Source organism: Fibrobacter sp., from assembly GCF_017551775.1.
Taxonomy (GTDB): Bacteria; Fibrobacterota; Fibrobacteria; order Fibrobacterales; family Fibrobacteraceae; genus Fibrobacter.
This window is the reverse complement of record NZ_JAFZKX010000072.1, coordinates 22650-37361: the sequence shown is the minus strand read 5'-3', so window position 1 is coordinate 37361 and position 14712 is coordinate 22650. Positions and strand designations below refer to the sequence as shown.

General features: G+C 54.0%; 9 protein-coding genes and 1 pseudogene. 6 read left to right on the top strand and 4 right to left on the bottom strand.

From position 1 onward, the window contains the following. From IK012_RS08520 to IK012_RS08510, 3 genes and pseudogenes are all read left to right on the top strand, one after another. Positions 1–412 (top strand): annotated as a pseudogene (locus tag IK012_RS08520) (alpha-L-arabinofuranosidase C-terminal domain-containing protein); the annotation flags it as partial. 114 nt (positions 413–526) lie between these two features. Next, positions 527–1756, top strand: a complete 1230-nt coding sequence (locus IK012_RS08515; RefSeq protein WP_290953145.1) for an FISUMP domain-containing protein — start codon at positions 527–529, stop codon at positions 1754–1756. An 83-nt stretch (positions 1757–1839) separates the two neighbouring features. Then, positions 1840–3192 carry a Na+/H+ antiporter NhaC family protein gene (locus IK012_RS08510; protein ID WP_290953142.1) on the top strand — a complete coding sequence of 451 codons (1353 nt, stop codon included), beginning with the start codon at positions 1840–1842 and terminating at the stop codon, positions 3190–3192. An 83-nt stretch (positions 3193–3275) separates the two neighbouring features. Here IK012_RS08510 and glgB read toward each other — a convergent pair whose 3' ends face one another. Further along, on the bottom strand, positions 3276–5492 hold the full coding sequence (gene glgB / locus IK012_RS08505; RefSeq protein ID WP_290953141.1) for a 1,4-alpha-glucan branching protein GlgB: 2217 nt from the start codon (positions 5490–5492) through the stop codon (positions 3276–3278). 161 nt (positions 5493–5653) lie between these two features. On the opposite strand from glgB, the gene IK012_RS08500 reads away from it, so the two are divergent. Beyond that, positions 5654–6085 (top strand): thioesterase family protein, encoded by a 432-nt coding sequence (locus IK012_RS08500; protein WP_290953138.1) that lies wholly within the window; start codon positions 5654–5656, stop codon positions 6083–6085. Between the two features lie 42 nt (positions 6086–6127). Here IK012_RS08500 and IK012_RS08495 read toward each other — a convergent pair whose 3' ends face one another. After that, positions 6128–7564, bottom strand: a complete 1437-nt coding sequence (locus IK012_RS08495) for an aldehyde dehydrogenase family protein (RefSeq protein ID WP_290953136.1) — start codon at positions 7562–7564, stop codon at positions 6128–6130. A 93-nt stretch (positions 7565–7657) separates the two neighbouring features. Next, positions 7658–9178, bottom strand: coding sequence for a Fe-S cluster assembly protein SufB (gene sufB / locus IK012_RS08490; RefSeq protein WP_290953134.1), 1521 nt, complete (start codon positions 9176–9178; stop codon positions 7658–7660). Between sufB and IK012_RS08485 the strand changes: the two genes are divergently transcribed. Together IK012_RS08485 and IK012_RS08480 are read left to right on the top strand one after the other, a co-directional pair. Then, on the top strand, positions 9153–10205 hold the full coding sequence (locus tag IK012_RS08485; RefSeq protein WP_290953132.1) for a histidine phosphatase family protein: 1053 nt from the start codon (positions 9153–9155) through the stop codon (positions 10203–10205). The two genes, sufB and IK012_RS08485, sit on opposite strands and share 26 nt — an antisense overlap. Further along, positions 10205–11614: a sodium-dependent transporter gene (locus IK012_RS08480; RefSeq protein ID WP_290953129.1), complete on the top strand. Its 1410-nt coding sequence runs from the start codon at positions 10205–10207 to the stop codon at positions 11612–11614. The genes IK012_RS08485 and IK012_RS08480 overlap by 1 nt, the downstream gene beginning before the upstream one ends. Before the next feature lie 102 nt (positions 11615–11716). On the opposite strand, the gene IK012_RS08475 is transcribed toward IK012_RS08480, so the two are convergent. After that, positions 11717–14593 (bottom strand): type IA DNA topoisomerase, encoded by a 2877-nt coding sequence (locus IK012_RS08475; RefSeq protein WP_290953126.1) that lies wholly within the window; start codon positions 14591–14593, stop codon positions 11717–11719. Positions 14594–14712: the final 119 nt, after the last annotated feature.

Here is a 14712-nt window from a genome sequence, read left to right as displayed (position 1 = left end):
CATCACTCCGGAAGGCGGTGACTACGGTTACCTGACCCGTTCTGCAGAAGACTGCATGAACTGCCCGCGTCCGAGCTACTGGGCATTCCAGATGGCTTCTGACGCTCTCCGCGGCAAGCTCCTCAAGACCGTGATTACCGGCGACAAGGAATCGCTCATTACGACCTACTACACCGAAAACGGCAAGAAGAAGAGCCTGTTGGTGATCAACAAGAGCCCGTACAGCGACTACGAACTCAAGATTGACATTCCGGGCTTCAAGGGCAAGGCCAAGATGCAGGTTCTCGACAAGAGCTCCGAAAAGCTCAAAGAGGGCTGGGCAAACGACCCGTCCAAGAAGGCGAAGCCTGTTGACGTGAGCAAGCCGGTCAAGGTCGGCAAGCGCACCATCACGCTCATCACCATCGAGTAATGTCATCCTGGAGCGCTTGGCGCGATAGGATTCGAACTTGAAGCGAACGCCTCGGCATAACGCCGGGGCGTTCCTTTTTTATATTTTGTATAGAATTCAGAAGGAAGATTTTATATGGATTACAAAAAAATTCTTTTGGTTACAACACTTCTCATCGCTTGTGGAGATGATTCTAGCACGTCTCCGAATGCAAGTGAATCATCTGTAAATGAATCTTCGAGTAGCGTGCAGACTCCTAATTCGCAAGGAAACTCTATCTCTAGCTCTACTGCTGAAATAAAAAGTTCGTCTTCTGAAGAAATCGAATCGAATACCGAACTTAAGGACCCTCGCGATGGACAAGTCTATCCTATTGTCGATATTGAAATGCAGCGTTGGCTTAATCGCAATATGAATTATGCAAGTGATTCTAGCTGGTGCTACAACGATGTTGAACAGAATTGCGATTTGCTTGGACGTGCCTATAATTGGGAATCTGCCAAGCAGGCTTGTCCTGATGGATATCGTTTGCCAACCTCGAAGGATTGGAATTTGTTAGAGAAACTGATTGCAACGTCAGGTGTGGAAAATAAGGGCGAAATTAACTATGTCATGACCGGTCGCTATTCGGAATATGATGGTGAAATGAGTTGGAATTCTGGAAATAAAGCCGCTTATTTTTGGGATCTTGAAGAAGTGGATGCGGATCATGCGGCAACATCAATTCTTTATTTAGATGGCTATAGTTATTTGAACGATTCCGTTGAAAAGTCCGGAGGCTCAAATAAAAGTGACAAACAGTTTGTCCGTTGTATTCGTGAGAACAAGGGCACTTTAGTGGATCCGCGTGATGGCCAAACCTACAAGACAATTCGCCTTGGAAACACTGTCTGGATGCAGGAAAACCTTAATTTTGCGGCCGATTCTAGTATAGAATTCGTGGGTGAAATAGATTTCGAAAAACCGGGGCGCTTTTATACTCATTCGGCTGCGTTAACGGCTTGCCCTGCTGGCTGGCATCTTCCGTCGGCTGATGATTTTAATAGCCTTATCAAGTTGATAGAGTCTCATGCATTGATCGATTATCTTTCGCTAAAATCGGATTATGGCTGGAAGGAATACGATAGACAGACGAGTGCGGATGACTTTGAATTTACAGCACTTCCTGTTGGTAATTGCAGGTATGTTTATTCGAAAAACGCAGTCAGTTGCCACACGAATGGTCAACATACGTCGTTCTGGACGAACAGAGAAATTATGGATAAAGATGGCTACTATGAATGTGCTGTAGTTAATTCGAGTCCGAGAGTTGGATTTTTTTGTTCAAGTTTTGAGTATATCAGCATTCGTTGTGTAAAAGATTAGTTGATATTCCGAGCTTTATGCCGGAGTGTTCACTGGTTATTGAAAGCTTGGCTTTTGGCTGAGCTTTTTCTATCTTTTTTTGCATGCAGAACGAACACATTGAAGATAAAATCAAGGGTAACCCGATTGCCCTTTTGCCGGTCGCCGTGTTCCTGGTACTTTATCTGGGGCTTGGCATTACGTTTGAATACGTTCTCCATATTTCGATGGGGTTCTACAACATTCCTATCGTGGCGGCGTTCTTGATTGCGATTTTTGTGGCGTGCATGCAGAACCGCAAGCTGAATTTCGACAAGAAGATGAACATCATGGCGGGGGCGCTGGGCGACCGCAATATTTTCTTGATGATTCTCATCTTCCTTTGCGCAGGCATTTTCGCGGGGATTTTGGGGCGCTCGAGTGCGTCGGCTGCGGCTTACTTGCTCCTGGACTTTATCCCGGCGCAGTTCGCGGTGGTGGTGCTGTTCGTGGTGGCGGCGTTCGTCTCTACGGCGATGGGAACTTCGGTCGGTACGATTGCTGTGGTTTCTCCGATTGCGGTAGAGGTGGCCCAGATGGCGGGCTTTGGCGTTCCGTTCTGCGTGGCGACGGTGATTGGCGGCGCTATGTTCGGCGACAACTTGAGTTTTATTTCGGATACGACGATTGCGGCGACTTCGACGCAGGGCTGCAAGATGAAGGACAAGTTCCATGTGAACTTTATTATTGCGCTACCGGCGGCACTCCTTGCGGTGGCGATTATCACGGCGATTTCGTTCGCGACGGAGGCTCGTGCGGTTGCCGAGAATTCTTACAGTTTGGTGCAACTGATCCCCTACGTTTTGGTGTTGGCGTTGGCTCTCACGGGGATTAACGTGTTCACTGTGCTTTTGGTGGGAATTGTCGCTGCTTCAATCATTATGGTTGCTTTCGGACCGCTCGATATGATTGGCTTGTTGCAGAATATCGGGAACGGTATTTCGGGCATGTACGAGACGATTCTCGTGGCGGTGCTGGTGAGCGCCTTGTGCGGGCTTATCCGCATTCATGGCGGGTTTGCGGCTCTGCTCGACTTTATCCACAAGGTGTTCAAGGGGCATCGCAGCGGACAAGTGGGTGTCGGTCTTTTGGTGAGTGCTTTGGATGTCGCAACGGCGAACAATACGGTGGCGATTGTGATGGCGGGCCCGATAGCAAAGCAGATGGGCGATGAATACCGCATCTCTCCCAAGAAGACGGCTTCGCTTTTGGACATTTTCAGTTGCGTGGTGCAGGGCATTTTGCCTTACGGTGCGCAGATGCTGGTGGCTCTTGCTGCGATTGCTTCTGCTTTGCCGGATGCTCGCGTGAGTGCGTTCGACTTGATTCCCTACATGTTCTATCCGTTCTTGTTGCTTATAAGCGTGCTCGTATTTATCGCGATTTCTCCGCGAAAGAACAAGAACCTGGAAGTTTAAACTGCTTGTTGCGTTTGAGAAAGTAAAAAAGGCAGGCGTTTGGACCTGCCTTTTCTAATGCTTTTCGAGAATCTTGTGCGAGATTAGCGTTCCAGCTTGAAGAACACGGCGGCGAGCGGCGGGAGCTGGATGCTCAGGCTGCAATCGCGGTTCTGCCACGGGATATCCTGCGTCCAGACTTCGCCGAAGTTTCCGACGTTGGAACCTCCGTAAAGCTCGGAATCGGTATTGAAAATTTCCTTCCAGGCTCCGCGCGAGGGGGCGCCCAAACGGTAGTCGTTTCGCACGACCGGCGTGAAGTTGAATACGCACAGGATTTGGTTGCCGTGGTCGTCCTTTCGAACAAACGAAACAATCGAGTTGTCTGCGTCGTCGCACCAGATCCATTCGAATCCGGTGTAGTAGTGGTCGATTTCCCAGAAGGGCGCGTTTTCCTTGTAAAGGTGGTTCAGGACCTTCATCATCTGCAGGAGCTTGCCGTGGCTGTCCCAGCTGATGAGGTGCCAGTCGAGCGAACGCTTCTCGTTCCATTCGCGGAACTGTCCGAACTCGTTGCCCATGAAGTTGAGCTTCTTGCCCGGGTGCGCGTACTGGAAGGCGTAGGTGAGGCGCAGGTTCGCAAATTTCTGCCAGTTGTCGCCTGGCATCTTGCCAAGCATCGAACCCTTGCCGTGCACCACTTCGTCGTGGCTGAACACCTGGATGAAGTTCTCGCTGTACGCATATACCATGCTGAACGTGAGCTGGTTGTGGTGGTACTTGCGGTGGATGGGTTCGTGTTCGATGTAACTCAGGAAGTCGTTCATCCAGCCCATGTTCCACTTGTAGTGGAAGCCGAGGCCGCCCTGCTCCGGCGGGCGCGTGATGCTCGGGAAACTCGTGGATTCTTCGGCGATGAGGATGGCGTGCGGCGTGAGTCGGCCCATGATGCTGTTCAGGTGCTTCAGGAACTCGAGCGTATCGTAGTTGATGTTGCCGCCGTCCTTGTTCGGGACCCATTCGCCCGGGCCCTTGCCGTAGTCGAGGTAGAGCATGGAGGCCACGGCGTCGACGCGCAGGCCGTCGCAGTGGAATTCCTTGAGCCAGTACATCGCGTTCGCGATGAGGAAGTTCTTGACTTCGTTGCGGCCCAGGTTGAAAATGTAGGTGCCCCAGTGCGGGTGTTCGCCCTGTCGCGGGTCGGCGTGCTCATAGCAGGCGGTTCCGTCGAAACGCCCGAGCGCATGCGCATCCTTGGGGAAGTGTGCGGGGACCCAGTCGAGAATCACGCCGATTTCGTTCTGGTGGCACAGGTCTACGAAATGCCTGAACTGGTCGGGCGTGCCGTAGCGGCTCGTGGGGGAGTAGTATCCCGTCACCTGGTAACCCCAGGATTCATCGAGCGGGTGCTCGGCGAGCGGCAGGAACTCCACGTGCGTGTACCCCATCTTCTTGAGGTAGGGGATGAGCGTCAGGGAAAGTTCGTCCCAGTTGAGGAAGCGGTCCGGGTTCGAGGGGTCGCGCCTCCAGGAGCCGGCGTGTACTTCGTAGATGTTCATCGGGGAGCCGAAAACCTTCGTGGCCCAGTGCGTCTTCATGTAGAGGTCGTCGCCCCATTCGTAGCCGTCGAGGTGCGTGGTGATGGACGCGGTGGCAGGGCGCTTTTCGCTGAGTTTTGCGAGCGGGTCAACCTTCACGTGGAGGTTTCCGTCAGCTCCGTGAATTTCGAAGCGGTAGAGTTCGCCTTCACCGAGGTTCGGAATGAAAATTTCCCAGATGCCCGAGCTGCCGAGCATGCGCATCATATGGCGCCTTCCGTCCCAGCTGTTGAAGTTGCCGACGACGGAAACGGAGCGCGCGTTGGGGGCCCACACGGCGAACTGCACGCCCTTGAATCCCTGGTGTTCCACGAGGTTAGCGCCCAGCTTGCGGTAGAGCTCGTAGTGCGTACCCGAGGCAATCAGGTGCCTGTCGAATTCCGAGAGGACGGGCTGGAATGCGTAGGGGTCGGTAATCTTGTATTTGTTGCCGTCGCCTTGGCGGATGACAAGGTTGTAGAAAAACGGCTTGTAGTCCATGTCGATGATAGCCTCGAAGAAGCCCGTGTCGCCGAGTTTCACGAAATCGAATTCTACTTCGCCGTCGCAGGATTCTCCGCGTACGAAAGACGCCTGCGGTTGATAGGTGCGGATGACCGTCTTGATACCCTTGTCCGTCTCGAGCGGATGAATACCGAGAATAGAAAACGGATCCTTTGTATTAAAGTTCCAAATAGCCTGCATGTTTTCTGCGGTAAGGCTTGTAAAGTCGTTCCAATCCATACATTCTCACTTTTTTATCATGTTCTTGATATATATATAAAAAAATGTGACGGGATAAAACTAGTGGAATGAAATGAATAGTCTAAACAAGAACGGCGTTCGCTTCGAAAATAACGAGTGCTGCCGGGATTATTTCTAGATTGTGCCTACCGGAGGTTTGTATGGCCATTGCAATGGAAGAAAATAAGTCACCGATGGAATTTACCCGCGTTTTCAAGGTGACGCCCGAGATGATTGACGATAACCATCATTTTAACAATGTGTGGTCGGTGCAGTGGATTCAGGATATTGCGATTGCGCATTCCGATTCCGTTGGCGGGACGGCGCTTATGAGGAGTCTCGGCGCTGGATGGATGATTCATGTGCAGCACATCGAGTACAAGAACCAGGCTTTTTTGGATGATGAAATCCGCGGAACCACGTGGGTCGCGGCCTATGGACGAGTTGCCTGCATCCGTAAATGCCGATTCGAACGCGTGTCTGACGGCAAGGTGATTTTCGAATCCGAGACGCAGTGGGTGCTCGTGGATTTGCAGCGCGGCCGCCCCATGGCCATCACCGACGAGATGAAGAAACTGTACGTGAATCCGTAGTGCGGAAACGGCGGCATTTTGCCCGCCGGCTCGATAACTTTTTTATCCTAGAATTTTCTTTGCGATTCGCTGGAGCCTCGCTCTGAGGCTCTTGTCGTTTTCTTCGTGGTAGGGCGGGTAGAAGAACAACATCGTATCGAAGGAGCCTTGCTCCATCACGTTCCTTTCGTGGCTGAACGTCTTGAAACCGTAGTACCCGTGGTAGTTTCCGGTGCCGCTCATGCCGACTCCGCCAAAAGGCACGGAGAGGTTTTCTATTTGCAATATGCAGTGGTTCACGCATGTCGAACCCGATGACGTATTCGACATGACGCGGTTGATGGTCGCCTTGTCCTTCCCGAAAATATAGAGAGCGAGCGGCTTGGGCCTGCTCTGGATAAACGCGATCGCTTCGTCCAGGGAATCGTATGCGATAATCGGGAGGATGGGTCCGAAGATTTCGGACTGCATGATGAGCATGTCGGGCGTGACGCCGGTAAGTATGGTCGCGGGCGTGTAGCGGGCTTCTATGTCGCTTTCCGTAAATGTCCCGCCTATGACCGCGGTAGCGCCGCCTACGACGGCATCTTCGACGATTGCCTTGTGGTGCCGGACTGTCTCGCTCCGGATGGTGTGTACGAAGTATTCGCAAGATTTGCGGGCCTCTTCGGTTTCTCCGTACATGCTCTTTATTTTATCCGCAATGTCTTTTGCGAGCTCATCTACGAGGTTGCGCGGACAAAGCGCGTAATCCGGCGCGACGCACGTCTGGCCTGCATTTAGGCACTTGCCCCAGGCCAACTTCTGTGCCGCATCCTTGATGTCGACCTTGTCCAGGATGATTGCGGGCGATTTGCCGCCCAGCTCCAGCGTGACGCCCGCATGGACCTTGGCTGCGCTTTCTGCGACGTGCGCCCCGATTGTCGGGCTCCCGGTAAAGAACATGTGGTCGAAGGGGAGCGAAAGCAGTTCCTCGCCGAGGGTGACTCCCGTACCCAAAATGACGGCGACTTCGTCTTCTTCGAATATCTCTTCGAAAAGCGATTTCAGGAATGCTCCCACGTGAGGGGTCTTGTTGCTCGGCTTAGCGATAATCGCGTTCCCGGCCGCGATTGCCGCGACGATGGGCGAGATGGACAGCAGGAGCGGATAGTTCCAGGGCGACATGATGAGGACTCGGCCCTTCGGCTCGAAATGACTACGGCATTTGTTCGTCGGAAAGTAGAATGTCCAGCTTGCCGACTTGTCTTCCATCCATTTCGGCAGGTTGCTTATGGCGTAGTCGATTTCTTCGAGGGTGGGGAATATTTCGCTGAGCCAGGCTTCCATCTTGGATTTGTGAAAATCGGCCCAAACGGCATCGTAGAATTCCTGCTGGCGCGCGACGATTGCCTTGCGGATTTTTCGCAACTTTACGATGCGTTCTTTTGCAGTCGTATTTGCGATAGCCCAACGTTTTTTGCCTTGCGCTTCGAAAATTTGTTCAGGAGTCTTCATCATGTAATATTATAGAAAATCTGCTGCCCGAACCTCTTTCGCCTTGGCGCTATCTCTCTGCTCCAGCGCCAACAACACGACCAACTTCGTAGCCGCTTACCCGACGCTGTGTTCGAGCTTGAGCGTGAGCAGTTGCCTTGCTTCGGTCGCGAATTCACCGGGCAGTTCCTTGAACACGTCCTTGCAGAACCCGCCGACCATAGCCTGGATGGCGTCTTCGCGCTTGATGCCGCGGCTCTCGAAGTAGAACAGCTGGTCTTCACTGATGCGGCTCGTGGTGGCTTCGTGCTCGGTGGTGGAACTGGCGTTCGCTACCGTGATGTAGGGGAAGGTATGCGCTGCACTGTTTGTGCCCACGAGCATGCTATCGCACTGTGTGTAGTTGCGTGCGCCCGTAGCAGACTTGCGGATGCTCACCTCACCGCGGTAGGCGTTGCTGCTGTAGTCCGCGCTGATACCCTTGGAGATGATCGTGCTCTTGGTGTTCTTGCCGATGTGGATCATCTTGGTGCCGGTATCAGCCTGCATGTGGCCGTTGGTCAGCGCGACGCTGTAGAATTCCCCGACGGAATTGTCTCCAAGGAGCACGCAGCTCGGGTACTTCCAGGTAATCGCGGAACCCGTCTCGACCTGCGTCCAGCTGATGCGGCTGTTCTTGCCTGCGCACTTGCCGCGCTTGGTCACGAAGTTGTACACGCCGCCGGCTCCCGTCTCGCGATCGCCTGCGTACCAGTTCTGCACGGTGGAATACTTGATGCTCGCGTTGTCTTTCGCCACCAGTTCCACGATGGCGCTGTGCAGCTGCTTGCTCGAATATTCCGGGGCGGTGCAGCCTTCGAGGTAGCTCACGCTGGCACCTTCGTCGGCGATAATCAGGGTGCGTTCGAACTGGCCTGCTTCCTTGTTGTTGATGCGGAAGTAGGTCGAAAGGTCCATCGGGCACTTGACTCCGGGCGGAATGTACACGAAGCTTCCGTCGCCGAAGACGGCGCTGTTCAAAGCTGCAAAGTAGTTGTCGCCCGCGGGCACCACGGAACCCAGGTATTCTTCGATGAGTTCGGGGTATTCCTTGATGGCGTCGCTGATGGAGCAGAACAGGATGCCCATTTCCATGAGCTTGCGCTTATGGCTGGTATAAATGCTCACCGAGTCAAAGACTGCGTCTACGGCCACGTTGGCAAGGCGCTTCTGTTCGTCGAGCGGGATGCCGAGCTTTTCGAAGGTGGCCAGGAGTTCCGGATCCACGTCCTCGATTTTCTCGTGGCTCTTCTTGGTCTTCGGGGCGGAGTAGTAGACGATGTCTTGCAGGTCCACCGGCGCGAAACTCAGTTCACCCCAGTTCGGCTGCTCCATCTTCAAAAGTTTTTCGTATGCCTTCAGGCGAAAATCGAGCATGAACTGCGGTTCGCCGCGGAGCTTGGATGCCCTGCGGATGATATCTTCGTTGAGGCCCTTTTCAAAAGCCTCGTTTTCGATATCCGTCACAAAACCGTATTTGTAATTTTCGCTCATTTTTGCCTTTTCGGTGTTTTGATTGCGGCACAAATATAAAAAACTTTTATATTTTAAAGAAAAATACGGATACAACAATATGAAAAAATCGTTCTTGAAAATCATTCCCGGCTTTGCTGTTGCTGCCGCCATTTTGTTATCAGCCTGTGATAGTGGAGAATCGAACGGCTTGTCGCCGGTAACTCCCGACTCTAGTGCCGATAATCAGACTTTGAGTTCCGCTGTTCCGACATCTTCGGCTGTTGCCCCGACTAGTTCCGAGGTTGCGCCCGTATCACAGACGATTGAGTCGTCTTCGTCTGTCGCGCTTCCGCCCGAAAGTAGCGCTACGGTTCCGGGTTCCTCCGTCTCGGGTGTGGGTTATCAGGCCGGCACTCTCGAAGAAGAAATGGCGAAGGATGCCCCGTTTGTCGCGGCCAGTGCCGCTAATGCAGAACTTATCCCGGTGGCCGACTTGCTGGCATCTCTCCAGCCCACGGAACGTGTGATTTTTGTGCTGCGCCATGCGCGTCGCGGTAGCGGTACCGGCAGGGAAACTCCGCTCCACAATACGGGCGTGAACCAGGCCCAGGCCCTCGGCGCTGCCATTGCCGCTGTGAATGCGACAGACCCCATCTTCTACGCCCATTCCGATTACGTGCGTACGCAGCAGACCGCACAGAACATTTTTGTAGGCCGCGGCGGTGATGCTTCGCTGTTTACGAGTACGATTGTCCCCAAGTTGGCTGGCGGTGGCTATGTGAAGGATAGCGATCTCCTTGCGGCCCATGCGGAAGAAGATTTCGAGACGAACCAGATTCAGACGTTTGCCAACTGGATGTACAATGGAGTCTACCTGGATGCGTTCAACGACATTAAGGAAACGAGTGTCGCCTTCCTGACCCAGCATATCCTGCCGGCCTTCCCGCCTGAATACCGCATCGGCATCATGATTTCGCACGACATGACGGTCGCTCCGCTTGTTGCCTATTGCACGAACTTTGCCGTAGACTTCAAGGCCTATGAGTCTCTCAAGAAGTGGTGCGGCTTTGTTCAGGGCCTTGCTATCGTGATTTCTGAAGACGGCAGCCGCAGGTATGTTCCGGTGAACGGCTTGTACGGACAATACGCTTATCTTGACGGGAACTCGTAATGGATGAAAAACGCGAAGGATTCGGTTCGCGCCTAGGGTTTATCCTGGTCGCGGCGGGTTGTGCCATCGGACTTGGCAATGTTTGGCGATTCCCGTTTATCACGGGCCAGTACGGCGGTGCCGCGTTCATCTTGATTTATCTGCTGTTCCTGCTGGTGTTCGGTTTCCCGATTCTGGTAATGGAATTTACCGTGGGTCGCGCTTCGCGGCGTGGCGTGGGCAGGGCCTTCAATGTCCTCGAGAAGCCGGGCCACAAGTGGCATTTTGCGGGCATCCCGATGATTGCGGGCAACTACCTGCTCATGATGTTCTACACGACGGTCACGGGCTGGATGCTCTATTATTTCTACCGCATGGTCACCATGGGCGACCTCATGGGAATGACTCCCGAACAGGTGGGCGCGGCCTTTGGCGACATGCTTGGGAACGGCCCTCTCCTTTGCTTCTGGATGATCGTCGCGGTGTTCCTCGGACTTTCCATTGTTGCGCTCGGCGTGAAGCGCGGCGTGGAAAGGGTGACCAAGATTATGATGGTCGCGCTCCTGTTCATCATGCTCCTGCTTGCGGTGCGCGTGCTTACGCTCCCGGGTGCGGGCGATGGCCTGGAATTCTACCTCAAGCCCGACTTCGCGAAACTGAAGGAAGCGGGAATTGGGAAGGTGCTGTTTGCGGCGCTCGGGCAGTCGTTCTTTACGCTCAGCCTCGGCATCGGCTCCATGACCATCTTCGGAAGCTACATCGGCAAGACGCATAGCCTCCCGAAGGAAGCGGCTCACATCTGCTTCTTGGATACGGCGGTGGCGCTCCTTGCGGGCCTCATCATTATCCCGAGTTGTTTTGCCTTCGGAGTCGAACCCGGCGCTGGCCCTGGCCTTATTTTTGCGACGCTCCCGAACGTGTTTGCGCAGATGCCTGCGGGCCGCCTTTGCGGTGCGGCATTCTTCCTGTTCCTTTCGTTTGCGGCCCTCTCGACGCTGGTCGCCGTTTTCGAAAACATCATCGCCTATTGGATTGATGCCCACGGGGTAGAACGCAGCAGTGCGGTGCGCTGGAATTTTGTCGCTATCGTGTTGCTCTCGTTCCCGTGTGCGCTCGGATTCAACGTGCTTTCGGGATTCGAACCTTTCGGTGCGGGCAGTTGCGTGCTTGACCTGGAAGACTTCCTCGTGTCCAATACGTTGTTGCCGCTAGGTGCGCTCGTGTTCGTTCTTTTCTGCAATCACAACTTTGGCTGGAAGCAGAAGAACTTCCTTGCCGAGGCGAATTTGGGCAAGGGTTTCAATTTCCCCACGAATCCTGTCCTTTGCTTCTATTTCAAGTGGATTCTACCCGCGGTAATCGTGTTCATCCTCGTGATGGGCTATGTCGAGAAGTTCGCACCCGGGCTGTACGCAAAAATCTTCGGCTAATTGATGCGGTTTGTTCCCGCAGTTGAATCGTCGCGGTTATTTGCCGCTGATAAATCGTTTCGGTTAATTGCCGCTGTTGATGGTCACAATTATTTGTCGCAATTAATTGCTGCGCGGACTTTCGATTACTTCGACAGTTAGCTTGTTGAAGGCGATCTTGCCGCCTTCCCGCAGTTCTAGGGCTGCACGGAAGGTGGTTTCGTTTTTCTTGAACGGCTCCAGCACGGGAGTCGCTTTTTCTTTTAGCAGTTTTTCGACTTCATCATCGCTGAATTTGCGCTGGTAGAACACCTGCGGGATGCCGTAGTTGCATTGCGGACATATGTAGGCTGCGGACGCGTCTTGTTTGCCGCCTTGTGCTGAACTTTGCGGACTGCTTTGCGGGCTAGTACTGCCGCGGAAACGCAGGTTGCCGCCGCATACGGGGCAGGGGAGGTCCCTGTGCTGGAATTCGAATACGGCGCGGCCCTTGTCGGCACCTTCGCCCCACTTGAGAGCTGCAGCAAATTCTGTGCCTTTCTTGCTCTTGAAACCTTGTATGGGTTGGGTGCGGCCGTTCGTGAAAAGTTCCTTGATTTCAGTTGCGGTAAGCGCATGCCCGGCGATGGTCTTGAACAGCGTGAAGTTGCAGTCGCCGCCTTCGGTAGTGCCTGTGCAGAAAATAGCGTTCTTGTTTTCTTCGAGCAGTTCGCCGCAGAGTGGGCACTTGTATTCCGTCTTTTGCCCGTGGAACTTGCCGTCGCTTTCGAACTCGAAATTGATATTGAAGTCTTTGTCGAGCGTGAGCTTGGCCGAAAATTCGGTGCCCTTCTTGCTCTTGAATCCGGAAATCGGGCCGAGCGCCTTGTTCGCGAGCAGTTCCTTCATTTCACCGTGGCTCAGCATGCGGCCCGCGATTGTGTGGCCCATCTTGAAACCGCAATCGGCGTTCTTGCACACGTAACCCCACGGGGCGATTTCAAACGGCTGCCCGCATTTGGGGCAGTTGATGGCCTCGGTTACGGTTTCGCGTTCGAACTGGCTTCCGTATTTCTGGTGCAGGTGCTCGAAGAGTTCCTTCACGTAATTGACGATGCCGTCGCGGAACTCTACGGGCGAAAGGGTGCCTTTTTCGACCTGCGAGAGCTTGTATTCCCATTCGCCGGTCATCTCGGGCGATTTGACCTTCTCGTCCATCAGGGCGATGACTTCGCGCCCGCGGGCGGTACTGACCAGGTAATTCTTTTGCGCTTCAATGAACCCGCGCTTCTTGAGCGTCTCGATGATGCCTGCCTGCGTGGCTGGCGTTCCGAGCCCGCGGTCCTTCATGGCTTCGGCGAGTTCCTCGTTCTCGATTTGTTTGCCGGCGGTCTTCATTGCTGCAAGGAGAGTGGCTTCGGTGTAGTACTTGGGCTTGCTCTTCTTTTTCTTCTGCAGTTCTACGCTATCGAACGGAGCGGTGTCGCCGACGTTCCATTCCGGGAACGCTTCGACGATGTTCGTGATTTCGTCGCTATCGTTCGATGTGCCGCCTTCGCCCGCAGCGCTGCTTTCGCCGGAGTCGCCTTCGCCCTTCTTCTTCTTTCCCTTTTTCTTCTCTTCCTTGATGATGGCGCGGAATCCCAAATCCTCGTTGTGCTTGAGCTTCAAGCGGAACGTGTCCAAGATCGGTGAGCCCGCCGAACCGCCGCCCTGCGCATTCAGGATAATTTCCATCTCGCTCCACACATACGGCTTAAGCCATGCCTGCACAAAGCGTTCTTTCGCGAGGTCGTAAATCTTCTGCTCCATTTCGGGCAGCCCGTTCGGGACTTCTCCCGTGGGGATGATGGCGAAGTGGTCGGTCACCTTGCTCGAGTTGATGAAGACGAAGTTCTCGCTTTCGCTGCGCATTACGCCCTTCTGCTCGGGCGTCGCGAGGCGCATGGCGAGCGCGTAAGCCTCTTGCTTCATGGTGTCGGGCAGGTACTGCGAGTCGGTACGCGGGTAGGTGAGGAGTTTCTTTTCGTAGAGGTTCTGCGCGCAGTCCAAAACCTGTTGGGCGCTGAACTTGAAACGCTTGTTGCCTTCTTTCTGCAGTTCCGTGAGGTCGAAGGGCTTTTGCGGGAACTGTTTTTTCTGCTGCGTGTCAATTTTTGCGATGGTCGCCGTTGCGGGCGGCTTGCAGCGCTCCACGACGGCGTTCGCTTCTGCTTCTTTCTCGAAGACGGCGACTTTCAGGCCTTCGGATTTCTTGTCTGAATCCTTCGACTTCGCACCTTGCGGCGCTTCGCTCAGGATGACATTTTCCTGTTTCACATATTGCGCCTGGAACCCTTTCCATGTCCCGACGACGCTGTAGTAGAACAGTTCCTTGAATTGCTCTACGATAGTGTCGCGTTCTACGACCAAGTTGAGTGTCGGCGTCTGCACACGCCCCACCGAAATCATCTTCCCGCGCCCTGCGGTAAGCGTGTAGGCGCGCGTGGCGTTCAGCCCCACCATCCAGTCGGCGCGCTGGCGCAGCCGTGCGGCATAGCTCAGGTTCACGCGCTGCGTAGCGTCTTCCAAATTCTTCCACGCCTTGTCCAAGTCCTTCGCCACGTAGCTGTTCACCCACAGGCGCTTGATTTGCTTCTGCTTGAATGATGGCGTGAAGTCGAGCACCAGGTCAAAGATCAGGTTACCTTCGCGGCCGGCGTCCGCGCCGTTCACGAGCACGTCGGCCTGTTCCATCATCTGGCGCACAACGTTCAGTTGCTTCTTGGTGCTCTCGATTTCCATGAGGCGGAATTTTTCGGGCAACAGCGGGAGGTTCGAAAGCCTCCAGCCGCCCTCGAATCCGGGGTAGGCGTCGAGCGGGGCGAGCGTTATCAGGTGACCTACGCACCAGGTGATGCAGTGGTTCTTGCCAATGAGGCATCCGTCGCCTTGCGTAAACTTTTCGCCTTCGAGCCGCTCGAGCATCGGGCGGTAGTGCTGGTTGGCGACAGAGGGCTTTTCGGCGACAAGGAGAATCATTGCAAGGAAAATATAGTTTCTGCAGACCATTTGCACCCTGTTTCTGAGGGGCATATGGCAAATTTTTTTCATGCCCTTTTTGACAGGGCTTTTTCGGCTTTTCTATAATTTATCCCGCA